This is a genomic window from Streptomyces sp. CA-294286, from assembly GCF_050947155.1.
Lineage (GTDB): Bacteria > Actinomycetota > Actinomycetes > Streptomycetales > Streptomycetaceae > Streptomyces.
Genome location: NZ_CP192005.1, coordinates 3,748,835 through 3,767,157, shown reverse-complemented (window position 1 = coordinate 3,767,157; position 18,323 = coordinate 3,748,835). Strand labels below are relative to the sequence as shown.

Below are 18,323 nucleotides of genomic sequence, written 5' to 3'. Positions count from 1 at the left end.
GCTGGGGCCGGCCGGATAGTGGGCGGCCAGTGTATGCAGACTGTTCGATCCGTCCCGGTCGCCGCCCCGCACAGATTTGCGAACCGTGCCCGTCAGCGCCCCTGGAGCTCGGCCGCCTTCGCGCGCGCGGTCCCGAGCTTCTCGTAGAGGCGCCCGCCGGGGCATTCGGTGGCGAATCCGTCCCGGTGGCCCGAAATGACGTTGAGCCGGACGTTGCGGCCCTTCTTGTAGAGGTTGCTGCCTCCCGAGGTGAGGTGGACGACGCCCTTCGGGTTGGCGCCGTGCAGTCCGAGCTTCCAGGCGGTGAGCCGGGCGACGGCGTCCACCGCGGCGGCGGGCGGGGTGGTGCGGCTGTACGTTCCGAGGACGGCGATGCCCATGCTGTTGGTGTTGAAACCGAGAGTGTGCGCCCCGAGGACCGGCTTGGCCACACCCCCCGCACGTCCTTCGTAGATGTTGCCGCACTTGTCGACGGCGAAGTTGTAGCCGAAGTCACGCCATCCGCTGCTCTTGACGTGGTAGCGGTAGATACTGCGCAGTACGGAGGCCGACTGCGAACAGTTGTACCCGTTCCCGGTCGCGCTGTGGTGCACGAAGGCGGCCTTGATCGTCTTCGAGTAGGCGTGGCCCTTCTCCCTGAGACGTTCGTCGGCACCCCACTTCTTGCGCGTGATGATCTTCGGGCGCGGCCCGATGTGCGGGCCCGCGCGCCCCGTCTGCGCTTCCGCTTCCGCCCTCGTCCGAGCCAGGTCGAGTGCGGGGACTTCCTCGTCCACGTCGACCGCACGCGGGCGGGGCGGCTCCGCGCCCGGGTCGACCAGGTCCAGACGAAGACCCCGCGGCAGGGGTGCTCCGTTTGTCCGTACGCGCACCTCCACGCCGTCCGACGCGCCCACCCACAGCGGGGCCGTGGAGCCGTGGGCGCGGCCGGTGCGCGCCTCCTGTGCCGAGGGGTCGGCGCCGTGGTCCGCGTGACCGGTCGTCAGGTCCTGCCAGTGCGACCACTGGCCGCCGATGGTCCTCGTCCGCACCTGGACCCGCCCCTCCAGTACGGCGCGCGGATCGTCCCAGACCGCGCCGACCAGCGAGAACGGCTCCACGTCCCGGGCCGGGAGGTCCGCCGTCGGCGCAGGCCGCGCCGCCCTGTTCGTACTGTGCCCGCCCAGCGGTGCCAGCGGGAGCGAGCGGGTGGCCCCGGGGAGGTCCGCGGTTCGCGCGTCGCCCGCCTTGTCCGCGTACCGGCCCGCCCGGTCGTCGTCGGGCAGGGCGAACGGAAGGAAGACGAGGACCGCACAGGTGACGCCGAGTGAGGAAGCAACAAGTGCACGCATACGGCTGATAGTGGGCATAGTCGTATAAATCTGTCCATCGGTGAAGTGACGCCGCGTCTGCCGGACGGGTGGCCGCGGCCCGCCGCTCCGCCCGCCCGCGCCACGCCGCCCGACGTACCCTCGTCCGATGAACACCACCGACCGCACCCCTGCCGACCTGCTGCGTTCCGCACTCGCCGCGGACCCGGGCCGCCCCCTCGTCACCTTCTACGACGACGCGACCGGCGAGCGCGTCGAACTGTCCGTCGCCACCTTCGCCAATTGGGTGGCCAAGACCGCCAACCTCCTCCAGGGCGACCTCTCCGCGGGCCCCGGCGACCGGCTCGCGCTGCACCTGCCCGCGCACTGGCAGACCGCCGCCTGGCTGCTCGCCTGCGCCTCGGTGGGCGTCGAGGCCGACGTACGGGGCGCGCCGCAGAACGCGGACGTGGTGGTCAGCGGACCGGACTCGCTCGACGCGGCGCGCGCCTGCCGGGGCGAGCGGATCGCGCTGGCGCTGCGTCCGCTGGGCGGCCGGTTCCCGCAGCCGCCGGAGGGCTTCGCCGACTACGCCGTCGAAGTCCCCTCCCAGGGCGACCGCTTCGCTCCCTACGCACCGGTCGACGCGGACGGGCCCGCCCTGTCCGTCGGCGGCGCGACGCTGTCCGCGACCGACGTCGTCGGGCGCGCGCGGACGGACGCGCAGGCGCTCGGGCTCGCGCCCGGCTCCCGGGTCCTGTCGGGCCTCCCGTACGACACCTGGGAGGGACTGTCCTCCGGTCTGTACGCGCCACTGGCGGCCGGCGCGTCGGTCGTCCTGTGCCGGAACCTCGGGCAGCTGTCCGCCGAGGGGCTCGCCCAGCGGGTGGAGAGCGAGCGCGTGACGCACACGGTGGTGCCGCCGACGCAGGCGTAGGGCGGGTACGTCGACGGGGTCGGCCCATTCGGTGGACCGGGGCGCGGCCTCGCGGGCTCCGGGAGCGGCCCGGTACATGATCGGTGAAGCGCACAACCAAGTGCCGGGTTAAGCCGTCTACCCCTGCGATCGGCGGCCCCGCGCGCCGCCGACTTCGCACCGAGGATGGACGCAGACGTGACCGACACCGCTGGCACGCCCCCCGAACCGGAAGGGCCGGCGACGGAGGACAGCGGTGCGCAAGACGCCGCGGAGTCTCCGCCCGGCACCGATTCCGCCTCCGACGCCGAGGGCGGCGCAGCCGGTGCGGCCGCGGCGGGAACCGGTCCCCGGGCCGGTGGGCCCGGGGCGGACACGACCGGGGCCGGTAGCACCGACGCGTCCACCGCCGAAGCCGGCCCGGAAGCCGCCGCGTCCCGCCGCAAGCGGCGCTGGATGCGCCGGGCCGCCGGCGGGGCCGCACTCGTCGTGCTCGTGGCCGCCGGAACGGGCTGGTGGTTCTACCAGAAGCTCGACGGCAACATCACCACGGACACCGACGCCGCCGCCGAGCTGCACACCTGGGAGAAGGAACGTCCCGCCCAGGCCAGGACGGCGACGAACGCGCAGAACATCCTGCTGATCGGCTCGGACACCCGTGCGGGCGACAACAGCAAGTACGGCCGGGACGAGGGCACCCAGCGCTCCGACACCACGATCCTGCTGCACCTGGCGGCGGACCGCTCCAGCGCGACGGCCGTCTCCCTCCCCCGCGACCTGATGGTGGACATCCCGACGTGCACGAAGGCGGACGGGTCCCGCACCCGGGCGATGTTCGCGCAGTTCAACTGGGCGTTCGAGATGGGCGGTACGGCCTGCACCATCCGTACCGTCGAGAAGCTGACCGGCATCCGGCTCGACCACCACATGGTGGTCGACTTCGAGGGCTTCAAGGACATGGTGGACGCGGTCGACGGCGTCGCCGTCTGCCTGAAGGAGCCGATCGACGACCACGACGCGCACCTCAAGCTCGATGCGGGCCCGCAGACGCTCAACGGGGAGCAGGCGCTGGGCTACGTGCGCGCACGCAAGAGCATCGGCGGCGGCAGCGACACCGAACGCATGGACCGTCAGCAGCAGTTCCTCGCGTCGCTGGTCAACAAGATGCAGAGCACCGGCGTCCTGCTGAACCCGACGAAGCTCTACCCGGTGCTGGACGCGGCGACCAAGTCCCTCACCACGGACCCCGGGTTGGCCTCGCTGCGCGACCTGTACGACCTGGCGACCAGCATGCGGGACGTGCCGTCGGAGAAGGTGCAGTTCATGACGGTGCCCAGACGGCCGTACCGGTACGACACGAATCGGGACGAACTCGTCAAGTCGCAGGCGGACGTGCTGTTCAGGCAGTTGCGCGAGGACACACCCGTTTCGGTGACTCCGATCAAGACGCACACGCCGGGCGAGATGCCGGTGAGCGACGAGAAGCCGGACGACCCGGGGCCCGCAGACCCCACGCCGTCCCCCACTTTCACCGGCACAAACGCGGCAACGGGCATGTGCGAGTAAAACGATTGCCAAGGCGGGGCCATTACCCGTTGCTTTTTGGTCGACTTGCCCGGTTGTAAGGGCCGTGGAGTTGGTCACTGACGTCGCTCGTCACTGATCGGGACAGATAGTGTGACGCGATCCAGTGCAACGAGCCGCAACTCGGGTCACGCACGCACGACTGGACCGAATGACCGAGCGCCTGGGGGGAGGCGCCTCGCGTGGGACCGACGGAGGACTCAGGCAACCGTGGACGCGCACAGCCGTGGTGGGGCGGACGAGATCGACCCCGCCGACCAGTGGGTACTCAACCCGCACACCGGCCATTACGAACTGCGACTGGATCATTCCGCAGAGTCCGTGCGGAGCGCCGGCCAGCCGCAGGGCAGCCCGCGCGGCCGTTCCCGGGCCCCTCGGGGACCCGGCGACGGAACCCCGCCCCGCCGTGAGGTGCCCGCGCAGCGGAGCCGCCGTGGCCAGACCGCGGGCGGCCCCGGCGCCAAGGGCCCCCGGCCCGCCGCGGACGGCACCCCGCAGGCGGGCCGCCGCAAGCGGAAGCAGCCGAAGAAGGGCGGCAAGAGAGCCCTGAAGATCACCGGCGGCGTCGTCGGCTTCGTGCTCGTGACGGGCTCGATCGGCGCGTGGGCGCTGTACGAGCGCCTCGACGGCAACCTCAACTCCGTAGAGGTGTCCGGCGGTTCGGGCGGCTTCAAGAAGGACCAGGCGATCAACATCCTGGTCATCGGCACGGACAAGCGGACCGGCGACGGCAACGAGGGCTACGGCGACAAGGACAGCCCCGGCCACGCCGACACCACGCTGCTCTTCCACGTCTCCAAGGACCGGACGAACGCGACCGTGCTGTCCATCCCGCGCGACCTGAAGACGAAGATCCCGGACTGCCCCACCAAGCAGACGGACGGCTCGGAGACGGTCGTCCCCGGCGCGGCCTTCGAACGCTTCAACACCAGCCTCGGCCAGTCCGGCCGTGACCCCGGCTGCACGATGCGCACCGTCCGCGAGATGACCGGACTGACCGTCGACCACTTCATGATGGTCGACTTCAACGCGGTGAAGTCGCTGACCTCCGCCATCGGCGGCGTCGAGGTCTGCGTCGCCAAGGACGTCGACGACAAGAAGTCGCACCTCAAGCTGACCAAGGGCCGCCACACCATCGAGGGCGAGCAGGCGCTGGCCTTCGTCCGCACCCGGGGCGCGTTCGGCGACAAGTCCGACCTCAGCCGGATCCAGACGCAGCAGCAGTTCCTCGGCGCGATGATCCGCAAGATGAAGTCCAGCGAGACCCTGACCGACGTGAGCAAGCTCTACAAGCTGGCCGACGCCGCGACCAAGGCGCTGACCGTCGACTCGGGCATCGACGGCCTCGGCAAGCTGAAGTCCCTCGCCGGGGAGATCGCCCAGGTCGACCCGCAGAACGTCACCTTCGCCACGCTGCCGGTCCTCGACAATCCCGCCGAGCCGCCGAACAAACGGTCCACCGTCGTCCTCAACGAGGCCAAGGCCCTCCCGCTGTTCGAGATGCTGCGCGCCGACACCTCGCTCACCGAGGTGAAGAAGAAGGAGAAGGCCGGCCAGGCCGCGGCGAAGGAGAAGCAGAACGCCCTGCTGCACGGCGAGAAGGCAGCCGCGGAGGACGTACGCGTCAACATCTACAACGGCAGCGGCAAGGGCGGCGCCGCCCAGGAGACGCTGTCCTGGCTCCAGTTGGAGAAGGGCGCGAAGCTCGCGACCAACGGCGGCAACTCGCCGAACCCGGACATCGCGACGACCGTCCTCCAGTACGGCGAGAACCAGGCCGACCAGGCCCGCGCCCTCGCCGCGATGATGGGCCTGCCCGCTTCAGCGCTGAAGCCGTCCGGCAAGAACGCCGGGGACCGCGAGCCGATGACGCTGACGCTGGGCAAGGACTTCGGCGGGGCGGGCCAGCCACTCGGCGGGCCGACGAGGGCGCCGGAGGGCGTACAGCAGGCCAACGCCGCCAAGTCGGTGTGCGCCGAGTGACCGCCGGTCACCGCGCGTCGAGCACGATCTGAGTCAGAGTGGGAGTGGGGGCCCGGTGGGCAGCAGCAGTGTGCACGGGGAGGGGACCCGGGCCCGCAAACTCGGCTGGGACGAGAGTCTCTACGAGAACGCGACGCCCGGGGACGCACCGGGAACGGACGACGCCGACGGGGACGGCACCAGCAGGGGGAACACCGCCGAGGGCGGCGCGCAGGGCTCGAAAGGCGGCGGCCGGCGCCGCGGCGGCCCGGCGCGAAGACGTGCCCGCAACAGCAGGCGCGGGAGCGCCCTGCGCTGGTCCGCGATATCCCTGGCCGTGCTGATCCTCGGCACGGCCGGCGCGGGATTCCTGTACTACGAGTACCTCGACAGCAAGCTCCAGCGGGAGAAGCTCAGCCTGGGGGACGACAGGCCGGACAAGGCCGCACCCAACGCGGCGGGCCAGACCCCGCTGAACATCCTCCTCATCGGCTCCGACGCCCGGGACAGCGACGCGAACAAGACGCTGGGCGGCGCGAAGAAGAGCTTCGACACCCCGCCGCTCGCGGACGTCCAGATGCTGCTCCACATGTCCGCGGACCGCAGCAACATCTCCGTCGTCAGCATGCCGCGCGACACCCTGGTCAAACTGCCCAAGTGCACCGACCCCAAGAACGGCAGGGTGTACCCGGCGACCACCCGCCGGTACAAGGCGAACGAGTCGCTGGGGCGCGGCGGCCCCGGCTGCACCGTCTCCACCTGGGAGAACCTGACCAACATCCACATCGATCACTTCATGATGGTCGACTTCGCCGGTGTGGTGTCGATGGCGGACGCCATCGGTGGCGTCCCGGTGTGCGTGCAGGACAACGTGCGCTCCCGCACCGCCGACGGCAAGGGCTCCGGCCTGGAACTCCGCAAGGGCACCACCCCGGTCCAGGGGGAGCAGGCCCTGCAGTGGCTGCGCACCCGCTACGGGTTCGAGGACAACACCGACATCGGCCGTACGAAGGCCCAGCACATGTACATGAACTCGATGGTGCGCGAGCTGCGGGCGAACGCGAAGCTGACCGACCCGCACAAGCTGCGCAAGCTCGCGGAGGCGGCGATCGAGGCGCTGAAGGTGGACGACGCCATCGACGTGAAGGGCCTGTTCGACCTGGGCACCCAGCTCAAGAGCGTGCCGACCAACCGCATCACCATGGCGACCATGCCCTGGCGCTACACCCCCCGGCAGGACGTCGAGCCCATGCCGGGCGACGCCGAGCAACTGTTCCGGCTGATCCGCGAGGACCTGCCGCTGGACGGCAAGGCGTCGAAGAAGCCCCCGAAGAAGGCTCCCGAGCCCGACAAGCCGGCCCAGGCACCGGGCGAGATCGGCGTCACCGTGCGCAACGGCACCGGTGACCAGAGCCAGCAGGCCGTGAAGGGCCGGGCGGCGGACGTCACGCAACTGCTCGCAGGCAAGGGATTCACCCGCGCCGCCGCCTCCCAGGAACGGGTCTCCGCCGCGTCCACCGTCGTCCAGTACCCCAGCGCCGAACTGGAGGGCGACGCCCGCGCGGTAGCCAAGGCGCTCGGCCTGCCGTCCGGGTCGGTCCAGAAGTCCACGGACGCGAGCGGGGTCACCGTGATCGTCGGCGCGGACTGGCGCACCGGCGCCGCGTACCCCAAGCCCAAGGACGACAAGGCACCGAGCACCGCCGACATCCTGAACGGCGACGACTCCAAGGCCTGCATGAAGATCCACCCCGGCTTCGTCTGGCGGTAGCGCACCCGGTCGTACGGGCGGGACGGTACGCGAGGGGGGGCCGGGACATCGTGTCCCGGCCCCCCTTCGCGTGCGTGGACGCGGCCCCCGCGCGTACGGCCCTTGTCGTGTTGTTCGTGCGCGGGTACGGCCCCGCGCGTACGGCCTTTGCCGTGTCGTTCGTGCGCGGGTACGCCCCGCGCGTACGGCTAGACCGCGGCGCCCTGCACCGAGGGACGCCGGCTCGCGATGACCTTCTTCGCGAGGGATTTCGGCGAAGTGAGGAAGCCGTACCCCCACGACATGTGCATGGTCGCGAGGGCGACCGGGATCCGGACACGGGCCTTCAGGGACAGGCCCTTGCCGGCCGGCAGCGAGCCGGCCGTGATGGCCGCCAGGTACCCGGCCGGGACCACGAAGCCCCAGGGGGTGACGAGCGCGCCGACCACCGTGCCCGCCGCGATCGCGCAGACGGCGGCCGGCGGGGCGAGGTAGCGCAGGTTGATGGAACCGGAGTGGTAGCGGGCGACGACGTGCCGCCAGCGGCCGTAGTCCTTGTACTGCTTGGCGAGCGCCTTGACGGAGGGCCGCGGCCGGTACTGGACCTTCAGCTCGGGCGAGAACCAGATCAGACCGCCCGCCTCGCGGATGCGGAAGTTCAGCTCCCAGTCCTGGGCACGGATGAACTCCTCGTTGTAGCCGCCCTGCTGCTCAAGGGCCTCACGGCGGAAGACGCCCAGGTAGACCGTCTCCGCCTGCTGGGCCTCGCCGCCGGTGTGGAAGGCCGCGTTGCCGACGCCGATCTTCGAGGTCATCGCGGCGGCGACCGCTTCCTCCCAGGCGTTCTCGCCCTCGGCGTGCATGATGCCGCCGACGTTCTGCGCCCCGGTCTCCTCCAGGAGGCGCACCGCGGTGGCGATGTAGTCGGCGGAGAGCATGCCGTGGCCGTCGACGCGGACGACGATCGGGTGGCGCGACGCCTTGATCGCGGCGTTCAGGGCGGCGGGGGTGCGGCCGGTGGGGTTCGGGACGGTGTGCACGCGGGGGTCTTCGCGTACGAGCTCGGCGGCGATCTCGTCAGTGCGGTCCGTGGACGGACCGAGTGCGATCACCACCTCCATCTCGCCCTCGTACTCCTGCTCCAGGATGTGGCGGACCGAGTTGCGCAGGTGCCGCTCCTCGTTGAGGACCGGCATGATCACGGAGACCGCGGGGGCGGCGGGGGCAATGGCGTTCACACCGGCTCACGTTACAGCGAACGGGGGACAGCCTCGCGCGGCGGCCGCCGGGATGCTGCGGGCTGCAGATCGTATCGGCATACGGTGCAACGCGATCCCCGTCCTGTGCTCCAGCGGAGGTGTCCCCCGTGCCCGTGCCACCCCGTCCGCCAGCCGCCCCGCACCCACACGACCGCGGCCGTCCCCGGCGACGGCGCGAGAAGCGCAGGCGACAGGACGAACGGCCGCACTGGGGCATGCGCGCGGCGACCACCCTGTCCGTACTGGTCCTCGCGGCGGGCGGCGTCGGGCACGCGGTGGTCACGAGCATGAACACGGGCATCGCCCGCGTCGACCCGTTCAAGGACATGAAGAACCGGCCCGAGGCCGGGAACGGCATGAACATCCTGCTCGTCGGCACCGACGGCCGCGACAAGATCACCAAGGAGGAGAAGGAGAAGTACCGCCTCGGTGGCGCACCCTGCCACTGCACCGACACGATCATGGTCGTGCACGTCTCCGAGGACCGGGACCGCGCCAGCATCGTCAGCCTCCCCCGCGACAGCTACGCCGAGATGCCCGAGCACACGGACGCGACGAGCGGCGAGCACCACAAGGCGCACCCGGTCAAGCTCAACGCGGCGTACGCGGAGGGCGGCCCGTCCCTCACCACCCGCACCGTCGAGCACATGACCGGCGTCAAGATCGACCACTACCTGGAGGTCGACTTCACCAGCTTCATGAAGACGGTGGACGTCCTCGGCGGCGTCGACATCTGCACCTCCAGCGCCCTCAAGGACAGCCACACCGGCCTCGACCTCGCCCCCGGCACGCACCGGCTCGGCGGCGGCGAGGCACTCCAGTACGTCCGCTCGCGGCACATCGACGGAGCTTCCGACCTGGGGCGGATGCAGCGCCAGCAGCGCTTCCTGGCTGCCTTCATCGCCAAGGCGACGAGCAGCGGGGCCCTGCTCAACCCGGTGCGGTTCCGCGCGGTGGCGGCCACGCTGCTCGGATCGGTGCGCGCGGACAGCGGGTTCGGGACGACGGAGATGTACGCGCTGGCGCAGGCCATGCGCGGGTTCTCGCCGGCCTCGTCGGAGTTCACGTCGGTGCCGATCGGCGAGATGGGCCACCGGGTCAAGGGCATCGGCACCACCCTGAAGTGGGACGACGCCAAGTCGAAGAAGCTCTTCGCGGCGCTGCGCGAGGACCGGCCGCTGGCCGCGCCCCGCCCCCGGGGGCCCAGGGCGACGACCGTGGACGTCTCCCCCGAGCAGATCCGGGTGCAGGTCGACAACGGCACGCCCACCGCGGGCCTGGGCAAGCGCGTCGACGCGGGCCTGCGCGCCACCGGCTTCCGCACGACGGGCCTTCCCGGCAACGGTCTGCGCCGTGACCTGACGCGCACCCTGGTGACGTACGACCCGCGCTGGGACCGCTCGGCGCAGACCCTGGCGGCGGCGCTTCCGGGCTGCGAGCTGAAGGCGGTGCCGGGGCAGGGCGGAACGATGCGGGTGACGGCGGGAACGGACTTCCGGGCGGTGACGCCGGTGCGGGCGCTCGATCCGCACCAGGGCGAGTTCGGGGTGGTCACCGGGGACCAGGTGGTCTGCCCGTAGCGTCGCCGCTTTGTCAGGACACACATGTCGGTACATATATGTCAGGACAAAGATCCCTGTGCGGACACGACGACCCCCCTGCCATATGTCAGGACATTCGGACATCGGTCGGGGCGGGGCAGGTGCCCGGCGCTAGTCGTTGAGCCCTTCGGCCGCCCGCCGGTCCCGCAGCTCCTTGATCGCCCGCCGCCGCGCGAGCCTGTGCGTACGGCGGATCTGGGCCTCCTGGTAGCGCCGCTGGTCGCGCTCCGTCTCCGGGATCACCGGGGGCACGGGGCGCGTCTTGCCGTCCGCGTCGACGGCCGCGAAGACGAGGTAGGCGGAGCCGACCTGCTGGGCGGGCGTCGACTCGTTCCAGCGCTCGGCAAGAACCCGTACACCGATCTCCATGGAGGAACGGCCGGTCCAGTTGCACTGGGCCTTCACATGCACGAGGTCGCCGACCTGTACCGGCTCCAGGAACACCATCTCGTCCATGGAGGCGGTGACGGCGGGCCCGCCGGAGTGCCGGCCCGCGACGGCACCCGCCGCGTCGTCCACCAACTTCATGATCACGCCACCGTGCACCGTGCCGAGCAGATTCGTTTCCGCAGCGGTCATGATGTGGCTGAGCGTGGTGCGGGAAGCGGAGGTGGGCTTGCCCGGAAAGGGATCTTCCGGGCCCTGGGCCTGATCTGTCATGCGCTCTACTTTATGCGTCCGGCGCATTGCATCAGCTCTGCAACAGCCCTGCCCCGATTTCCCACCCGGCCTGTGAGACCGCAGCTCCGTGCCTGCACACTGAGGCCATGAGCGACTGGCCCAGTGCACGAAACGACGACCGCGACGACCGGTACGGCCGGGGCAGCGCAAGCGCGCAGCCCGAGGGCCCCCGGGTGATGCGGCATGTGCAGCGCGGCCAGACGCCCCGTCCCGCGCGCCCGCATCCGGCCGCCCCCACCGCCCCGCCCCGCGGCGCCGTCCCCGCGCAGCACGCGCAGGGTCACGACGGGTTCGCCGCCCACGACCCGTACAGCAGCGGCAGCCGCGACGACGGCTACAACACCGGCCAGGTCTACGGCGGCGGTGGCCGCTCCGGCGGCGGTCCGGGCGGACCCGGCGGTTCCGGCGGCCGGGGTCCGCGCCCGGCCCCGAACTGGGGCCGCCGCATCAAGGTCGGCGCGATCGCGGCCGTCACGGTCCTCGCCGTCACCTCCGTCGCCACGTACTTCTGGGCCGACTCCAAGGTCCGCCGCGAGGTCGACCTCTCCAAGGTCATCGACCGGCCGGAGGAGGGCGACTGCACCACGTACCTGATCGTCGGCTCCGACAGCCGCGAGGGCATGACCGCCGAGGAGAAAAAGAAGCTGCACACCGGCTCCGCCGAGGGCAAGCGCACCGACTCGATGATGATCCTGGCCTCGTGCAGCAGCGGGAACACGATGATCTCGCTGCCCCGCGACTCGGACGTGGAGATCCCGTCCTTCGTCGGATCGGAGTCGGGCAAGCGCTTCGAGAACCGGCACCGCCGCATGAAGCTGAACGCCGCGTACGCGCAGGACGGCCCCGAGCTGCTCGTCCGCACCGTCGAGCACAACACCGGCCTGCGCATCGACCACTACGCGGAGATCGGCTTCGCGGGCTTCGCGAACATCGTCGACGCGCTGGGCGGCGTCGAGCTGGACATCCCCAAGGCGTTCAAGGACAAGAAGTCCGGCGCGGACTTCCAGGCCGGCAAGCAGACCCTCGACGGCGAACAGGCCCTGGCCTTCGTCCGTACCCGGTACGCGTTCGCGGGCTCCGACCTGGACCGCACCAAGAACCAGCAGAAGTTCCTGTCCGCGCTGGCCTCGCAGGCGGCCACCCCGGGCACGATCCTCAACCCGTTCTCGCTCTACCCCACGCTGGGCGCGGGCCTGGACACCCTCATCGTCGACAAGGACATGGGCCTGTTCGACCTCGGCGAGATGTTCTTCGCGATGAAGGGCGTACAGGGCGGCGAGGGCAAGTCCATGAACATGCCGATCTCCGGCAAGCGCGGCAGCAACCTCGTCTGGGACAAGGCCAAGATGCAGCAGCTGGTGAAGCAGATCAAGAACAACGAGCCGGTCACTGTCACCGCGGACCGCTGAGGCGCGGAGCCGCGGAGGCACGGAGCCGCGGAGGCGTTGAGCCACTGAGCCACTGAGCCACTGAGCCACTGAGCCACTGAGCCACTGAGCCCGAACGAGACAGCCCGCCCCTGCGGGGGCGGGTTCTCAGGCCCTTTGTCCCCCGTACTCCAGCCCTCCGTACTCCAGCCCTCCGTTCGGACGGGACCACCGCGAGGAACGAACCTCGCAGGTGAACGGCCGGGACCGGACGCTTCCGGCTACCGCACGCACCCCGGCCCGTCGGCCGTCGACGGCACCCGGAGCAACGGCCGGATCCGGGACGGCCACTCGAGGACGGCGGAGCAACCAGGGCCCGCCGACCGCGACGAAGGCCCGCCGACCGCGACGGCTCCACCCGGGCGTGCACGAAAGCCCGCTGACCGCGACGTCTCCTCGCCCGAGCACCGCCGACCGGGGCGCCCGGCACGTGCGGGCGCCCCGCCGCGTACCCCGAACGCCTCACCCGCCGCGAACCTCCGCCGCGCCCGTGGCACGGTGAACCGTACTGCCGTCGCAGAACCGGAGCCCCGTCATGGCACTCATACAGGACGACCCGCACGCCGCCTCCGCGGCCGGACCGCTCGACACGACCGCGCCGACGGCCGACGGCCCGGCGGAACCCGAGCCCCGCCCCGACCAGATCGCCAGGGCGCGCGCGCTCCTCGCCGCCCACCCCGTGGCCGACGGGTACAACGGGCTGGCCAGGGCGTTGCGCTCGGTCCCGTGGTCGGACGTCGAACTGGGCGAGAGCAGCCTGGACACCGACATCCCCCGGCTGCGGGCGGGCGGCGTCGGCGCGCAGTTCTGGTCCCTGCGCTCCGACCCCTACGACGAAGCCCCGCGCCCGGCGCACACCGCGCAGTCCGAGCGCACCCAGCACTCCGAGCACTCCGAGCACTCCGAGCACTCCGATCATCATCTCGGGGACGGCGGGCGCACCGAGCACACCCACCTCGCCGAGCACTCAGGGCCCGCCCACCGCTCCTGCCCCGTGAGCACCACCTTGGAGCAGATCGACCGCGTCCGTTCGCTCACCGACGCCTACCCCGAGGGGCTGCGCCTCGCGCTCAACTCGGGCGAGATCGCCGACGCCCGCTCCTGCGGCCGCGTCGCCTCACTGCTCGGCCCCGCCCGCGCCACCGCGATCGGCGACTCGCTCGGCGCCCTGCGCACCCTGTACTCACTGGGCGTGCGGTGCCTGACCCTGACCGGCGTGGACTGGGCGCCGCCGACCGGGCTGACCCGGTTCGGCGAGGAGGTCGTACGGGAGATGAACCGCCTCGGCATGCTCGCCGACCTCAGCGGCAGCACCGCACCGACCGCCCACGCGGCCCTCAGCGTCTCCCGGGCCCCGGTGATCTTCACGCACACCGGTGCCGCCGCCCTGAACGGCCACCCCGCCAACGTCCCCGACGACGTCCTGAGCGCGCTGCACGAGAACGGCGGCCTGTGCATGGTCCCCCTCGCCGCGGACCGCACCGGGCCCGAACTGCACGACGTGGCCGACCACCTGGACCACGTCCGTTCCGTCGCGGGCCCCGCGTGCGTCGGCCTCTCCGGCATGTACGACACGGGCGCCCCGCACCCCGCCGGCCTCCCGGACACGGCGGCGTACCCGCTGCTGGTCGCCGAACTCCTGGAACGCGGCTGGCCGGAGAGCGACCTGGCGCGCCTCACCTGGGGCAACCTCCAGCGGGTGCTCCGCGACGCTGAGCTCACCTCCAAGACGGCACGGCAGCGGCGACGCGCGTCGACGGCCCGGATCGAGGATTTGGACGGCTGATCCCTCGGGACCCGTCCCGCAAGCGGCGGGCAGGGCGCGCACCCCGGGCCCGCGCCCGGCTCAGGCCTTCGGCCTGCCCATCGCCCGGTACGTCCAGCCCGCCTCGCGCCACTTCGCCGAGTCGAGTGCGTTGCGGCCGTCCAGGATGAGCCGGCGCGCGGCGACCTCGCCCAGCTCCGCCGGGTCCAGCTCGCGGAACTCGCGCCACTCGGTGAGGTGCAGGACCACGTCCGCGCCGCGCACCGCGTCCACCGCGGAGTCCGCGTAGCCGAGCGTCGGGAAGACGCGGCGGGCGTTGGCCATGCCCTTGGGGTCGTAGACGGTCACCTGACCGCCCTGGAGGTGGATCTGCCCGGCGACGTTCAGCGCGGGCGAGTCCCGGACGTCGTCGGAGTCCGGCTTGAAGGTCGCGCCGAGGACCGCGACCCGGCAGCCGAGGAAGCCGCCCTCCCCCAGCGCCTCCCGGGCCAGCTCGACCATGTGTCCGCGCCGGCGCATGTTGATGGAGTCGACCTCCCGGAGGAAGGTGAGCGCCTGGTCGGCGCCCAGCTCACCGGCCCGCGCCATGAACGCCCGGATGTCCTTGGGCAGGCAGCCCCCGCCGAACCCGATGCCGGCCCGCAGGTACTTCGGGCCGATCCGCTCGTCGTAGCCGATCGCCTCGGCCAGCTTGGCCACGTCCCCGTCGGCGGCCTCGCACACCTCGGCCATCGCGTTGATGAAGGAGATCTTCGTCGCCAGGAACGAGTTCGCGGCGGTCTTCACCAGCTCGGCCGTCGGGAAGTCGGTCACCACGAACGGGGACCCCTCGGCGACCGGCGTCGCGTACACCTCCCGCAGCAGCTTCTCCGCGCGTTCGCTCTCCACGCCGACCACCAGACGGTCCGGATGCAGGGTGTCCTGCACGGCGAAGCCCTCGCGCAGGAACTCCGGGTTCCATGCCAGCTCGACGCCCTCCGGGGCCTGCTTCGCGAGCACCTCCTTGAGGCGGGCGGCGGAACCGACCGGGACGGTCGACTTGCCGACCACCAGCGCGTCGCTCCTCAGGTGCGGGGCGAGGGAGGCGAAGGCGCTGTTCACGTAGCTCATGTCGCACGCGTACTCGCCGTGCTTCTGCGGGGTGTTCGTACACACGAAGTGCACGTCGCCGAACTGCCCGACCTCCGCCCAGTCCATGGTGAAACGCAGCCGCCCGGTCGACCCGGGCAGCCCCTCCACGTGCTTGTGGAGCAGTTCCTCCAGACCCGGCTCGTACATCGGCACGCGCCCGGCGCTCAGCATCTCGATCTTCTCGGGCACGACGTCGAGACCGAGCACCTCGAACCCCAGCTCCGCCATGGCCGCTGCGTGGGTGGCGCCGAGGTATCCGGTGCCGATCACGGTGATCTTCAGGGCCATGCGGTGCTCCTAGCGGTACGGGCGGGACAACGCGCCCGAGCATATCCGGCGGCCGAAAGGGGATGTTCCGGCGAAGACGCGGCCCTGTAGGCAAACTCACGTATCCCCCGCCGGGCCGCACCCTCTAAAATCAGGGTTACTTAACGGTAATTAGCATCGCCGCACCCGCATCGCATCAGCATCCTTGGGAGTGAGAAGCCTTGGCAGGTTCGCCCGATTTCGATCTGTACCGGACGTCCGAAGAGCACGACATGCTCCGCGACACGGTGCGCGCGCTCGCCGAGGCGAAGATCGCCCCGTACGCCGCCGAGGTGGACGAGAACGCCCGCTTCCCGCGGGAGGCCCTGGACGCCCTCGTCGCGGCCGACCTCCAGGCCGTCCACGTCCCCGAGGCGTTCGGCGGAGCGGGCGCGGACGCGCTCGCGACGGTCATCGTGATCGAGGAGGTGGCCCGCGTCTGCGCGTCCTCCTCCCTCATCCCGGCGGTCAACAAGCTCGGCTCGCTCCCGGTGATCCTCTCCGGCTCCGAGGACCTCAAGAAGAAGTACCTCGCCCCGCTCGCCAAGGGCGAGGCGATGTTCTCGTACTGCCTCTCCGAGCCGGACGCGGGTTCGGACGCCGCCGGCATGAAGACGCGTGCCGTCCGCGACGGCGACTTCTGGGTCCTGAACGGCGTCAAGCGCTGGATCACCAACGCCGGTGAGTCCGAGTACTACACGGTCATGGCCGTCACCGACCCCGAGAAGCGCTCCAAGGGCATCTCCGCGTTCGTCGTGGAGAAGTCCGACGAGGGCGTCTCCTTCGGCGCTCCGGAGAAGAAGCTCGGCATCAAGGGCTCGCCGACCCGCGAGGTCTACCTCGACAACGTGCGCATCCCCGCCGACCGCATGATCGGCGCCGAGGGCACCGGTTTCGCCACCGCGATGAAGACCCTCGACCACACCCGCATCACCATCGCCGCCCAGGCCCTCGGCATCGCCCAGGGCGCCCTGGACTACGCGAAGGGCTACGTCCAGGAGCGCAAGCAGTTCGGCAAGCCGATCGGCGACTTCCAGGGCGTGCAGTTCATGCTCGCGGACATGGCCATGAAGCTGGAGGCCGCGCGCCAGCTCACGTACGCCGCCGCCGCCAAGTCCGAGCGCGTCGACGCCGACCTGACCTTCTTCGGCGCCGCGGCCAAGTGCTACGCCTCCGACGCCGCCATGGAGATCACCCTGGACGCCATCCAGCTCCTGGGCGGCTACGGCTACACGCGGGACTACCCGGTGGAGCGGATGATGCGCGACGCGAAAATCACACAAATTTACGAAGGAACGAACCAGGTCCAGCGCATCGTGATGGCGCGGAACCTGCCGAAGTAAGCGAGAACCTGCTCGGACAAGCAGAACACCGCCAGCAGAACACCGCGCACAAAAGGGGACGCCCCGCCTGGGCGTCCCCTTTTGTGCGCGGTGTTCTGTGCGTCGTGGCGGCTCAGCCGTCCAGTTGGTCCAGCGTCGCGTTCGACGGGGCGCGGCGGGGCTGGAGGTCGCGGGCGACGGATTCGGCGTCGCGCAGGACGCGGACCGCGTTGTGCCAGGTGAGCTTGGCGAGGTCCTGGGAGGACCAGCCGCGGCCGATGAGTTCGGCGATCAGGTTGGGGTAGCCGGAGACGTCCTCAAGGCCGGACGGGGTGAACGCCGTGCCGTCGTAGTCGCCGCCGATGCCGATGTGGTCGACGCCGGCGACCTCGCGCATGTGGTCGAGGTGGTCGGCGACGGTGGCGGCGGTGGCCACGGGGCGGGGGTTCGCGGCTTCGAAGGCGCGCTGGACCTTCATGCCCTCGGCGGTGGTGTCGAGGTGGTGCAGGCCGTGGGCGCGCATGTTCTCGTCGGCGCGGGCCGTCCAGGCGACCGCCTCCGGGAGGATGAACTTGGGGACGAAGGTGGCCATCGCGACGCCGCCGTTGGCGGGCAGGGCGGCCAGGATCTCGTCCGGGATGTTGCGCGGGTGGTCGCAGACCGCGCGGGACGAGGAGTGCGAGAAGAGGACGGGCGCCTCGGAGGTGTCGAGGGCGTCGCGCATGGTGGTGGCGGCGACGTGCGAGAGGTCGACGAGCATGCCGATGCGGTTCATCTCGCGTACGACTTCCCGGCCGAAGGCGGTCAGTCCGCCGGCGGCGGGGGTGTCGGTGGCGCTGTCCGCCCAGGGGGTGTTGTCGTTGTGCGTGAGCGTCAGGTAGCGCACGCCGAGGGTGTGCAGGGCGCGCAGGGTGGCGAGCGAGTTGTTGATGGAGTGGCCGCCCTCGGCGCCCATCAGGGAGGCGATCCGGCCGTCGCGGCGGGCCGCCTCCATGTCGTCCGCCGTGAGGGCCCGGACGAGGTCGTCGGGGTGGCGGGCCAGGAGCTGGTCGACGACGTCGATCTGTTCGAGGGTCGCGCTGACCGCGGAGTCCCCGGTGAGGTCGGTGCGGACGTAGACCGACCAGAACTGGGCCCCCACGCAGCCGGACTTCAGCCGGGCCAGGTCCGTGTGGAGGTGGGCGGACTGGTCGGCGGCGATGTCGAGGCGGTCCAGGTCGTAGCGCACCTGTTCGCGCAGCGCCCAGGGGAGGTCGTTGTGGCCGTCGACGACGGGGAAGTCGGCGAGGTGGGCGCGGGCCGCGGAGAGGTGGTTCATGGTCGTGGTTCC

13 protein-coding genes are annotated in these 18,323 nt (G+C 71.2%); 8 read left to right on the top strand and 5 right to left on the bottom strand.

The window, feature by feature from the left end; translation table 11 throughout:
• Positions 1 to 92: 92 nt before the first annotated feature.
• Positions 93 to 1,331 carry a peptidoglycan recognition protein family protein gene (locus ACQPZG_RS21495; protein WP_433547364.1) on the bottom strand — a complete coding sequence of 413 codons (1,239 nt, stop codon included), beginning with the start codon at positions 1,329 to 1,331 and terminating at the stop codon, positions 93 to 95.
• A 127-nt stretch (positions 1,332 to 1,458) separates the two neighbouring features.
• Between ACQPZG_RS21495 and ACQPZG_RS21490 the strand changes: the two genes are divergently transcribed.
• The 4 genes from ACQPZG_RS21490 to ACQPZG_RS21475 all read left to right on the top strand — a co-directional run bounded on the left by ACQPZG_RS21490 (position 1,459) and on the right by ACQPZG_RS21475 (position 7,522).
• Positions 1,459 to 2,226, top strand: a complete 768-nt coding sequence (locus ACQPZG_RS21490) for a TIGR03089 family protein (RefSeq protein WP_433547363.1) — start codon at positions 1,459 to 1,461, stop codon at positions 2,224 to 2,226.
• 177 nt (positions 2,227 to 2,403) lie between these two features.
• Complete coding sequence (locus tag ACQPZG_RS21485) at positions 2,404 to 3,771, top strand: LCP family protein (protein ID WP_433547362.1); 1,368 nt, start codon at positions 2,404 to 2,406, stop codon at positions 3,769 to 3,771.
• Between the two features lie 228 nt (positions 3,772 to 3,999).
• Complete coding sequence (locus ACQPZG_RS21480) at positions 4,000 to 5,772, top strand: LCP family protein (protein ID WP_433547361.1); 1,773 nt, start codon at positions 4,000 to 4,002, stop codon at positions 5,770 to 5,772.
• 55 nt (positions 5,773 to 5,827) lie between these two features.
• The gene (locus tag ACQPZG_RS21475) at positions 5,828 to 7,522 is read left to right on the top strand and encodes an LCP family protein (protein WP_433547360.1); all 1,695 of its coding nucleotides are present in this window, start codon (positions 5,828 to 5,830) and stop codon (positions 7,520 to 7,522) included.
• Between the two features lie 188 nt (positions 7,523 to 7,710).
• Here ACQPZG_RS21475 and ACQPZG_RS21470 read toward each other — a convergent pair whose 3' ends face one another.
• Positions 7,711 to 8,730: a glycosyltransferase family 2 protein gene (locus tag ACQPZG_RS21470; protein WP_433549493.1), complete on the bottom strand. Its 1,020-nt coding sequence runs from the start codon at positions 8,728 to 8,730 to the stop codon at positions 7,711 to 7,713.
• Between the two features lie 245 nt (positions 8,731 to 8,975).
• Here ACQPZG_RS21470 and ACQPZG_RS21465 point away from each other — a divergent pair, with 245 nt between their 5' ends.
• Positions 8,976 to 10,340 (top strand): LCP family protein, encoded by a 1,365-nt coding sequence (locus ACQPZG_RS21465; protein ID WP_433547359.1) that lies wholly within the window; start codon positions 8,976 to 8,978, stop codon positions 10,338 to 10,340.
• A gap of 132 nt (positions 10,341 to 10,472) precedes the next feature.
• Here the strand turns inward: ACQPZG_RS21465 and ACQPZG_RS21460 are convergent, their stop codons facing one another.
• The gene (locus ACQPZG_RS21460) at positions 10,473 to 11,021 is read right to left on the bottom strand and encodes an acyl-CoA thioesterase (RefSeq protein ID WP_433547358.1); all 549 of its coding nucleotides are present in this window, start codon (positions 11,019 to 11,021) and stop codon (positions 10,473 to 10,475) included.
• Between the two features lie 107 nt (positions 11,022 to 11,128).
• Here ACQPZG_RS21460 and ACQPZG_RS21455 point away from each other — a divergent pair, with 107 nt between their 5' ends.
• Both ACQPZG_RS21455 and ACQPZG_RS21450 read left to right on the top strand, forming a co-directional pair.
• Complete coding sequence (locus tag ACQPZG_RS21455) at positions 11,129 to 12,451, top strand: LCP family protein (RefSeq protein ID WP_433547357.1); 1,323 nt, start codon at positions 11,129 to 11,131, stop codon at positions 12,449 to 12,451.
• Positions 12,452 to 13,004: 553 nt separating this feature from the next.
• On the top strand, positions 13,005 to 14,255 hold the full coding sequence (locus ACQPZG_RS21450) for a dipeptidase (RefSeq protein ID WP_433547356.1): 1,251 nt from the start codon (positions 13,005 to 13,007) through the stop codon (positions 14,253 to 14,255).
• Positions 14,256 to 14,315: 60 nt separating this feature from the next.
• On the opposite strand, the gene ACQPZG_RS21445 is transcribed toward ACQPZG_RS21450, so the two are convergent.
• Positions 14,316 to 15,653: a UDP-glucose dehydrogenase family protein gene (locus ACQPZG_RS21445; protein ID WP_433547355.1), complete on the bottom strand. Its 1,338-nt coding sequence runs from the start codon at positions 15,651 to 15,653 to the stop codon at positions 14,316 to 14,318.
• Between the two features lie 200 nt (positions 15,654 to 15,853).
• On the opposite strand from ACQPZG_RS21445, the gene ACQPZG_RS21440 reads away from it, so the two are divergent.
• A complete protein-coding gene (locus tag ACQPZG_RS21440) occupies positions 15,854 to 17,014 on the top strand; it encodes an acyl-CoA dehydrogenase family protein (protein ID WP_433547354.1) in 1,161 nt (386 codons plus the stop codon).
• A 112-nt stretch (positions 17,015 to 17,126) separates the two neighbouring features.
• Here the strand turns inward: ACQPZG_RS21440 and ACQPZG_RS21435 are convergent, their stop codons facing one another.
• On the bottom strand, positions 17,127 to 18,311 hold the full coding sequence (locus ACQPZG_RS21435; protein ID WP_433547353.1) for a dipeptidase: 1,185 nt from the start codon (positions 18,309 to 18,311) through the stop codon (positions 17,127 to 17,129).
• Between the last annotated feature and the right edge of the window lie 12 nt (positions 18,312 to 18,323).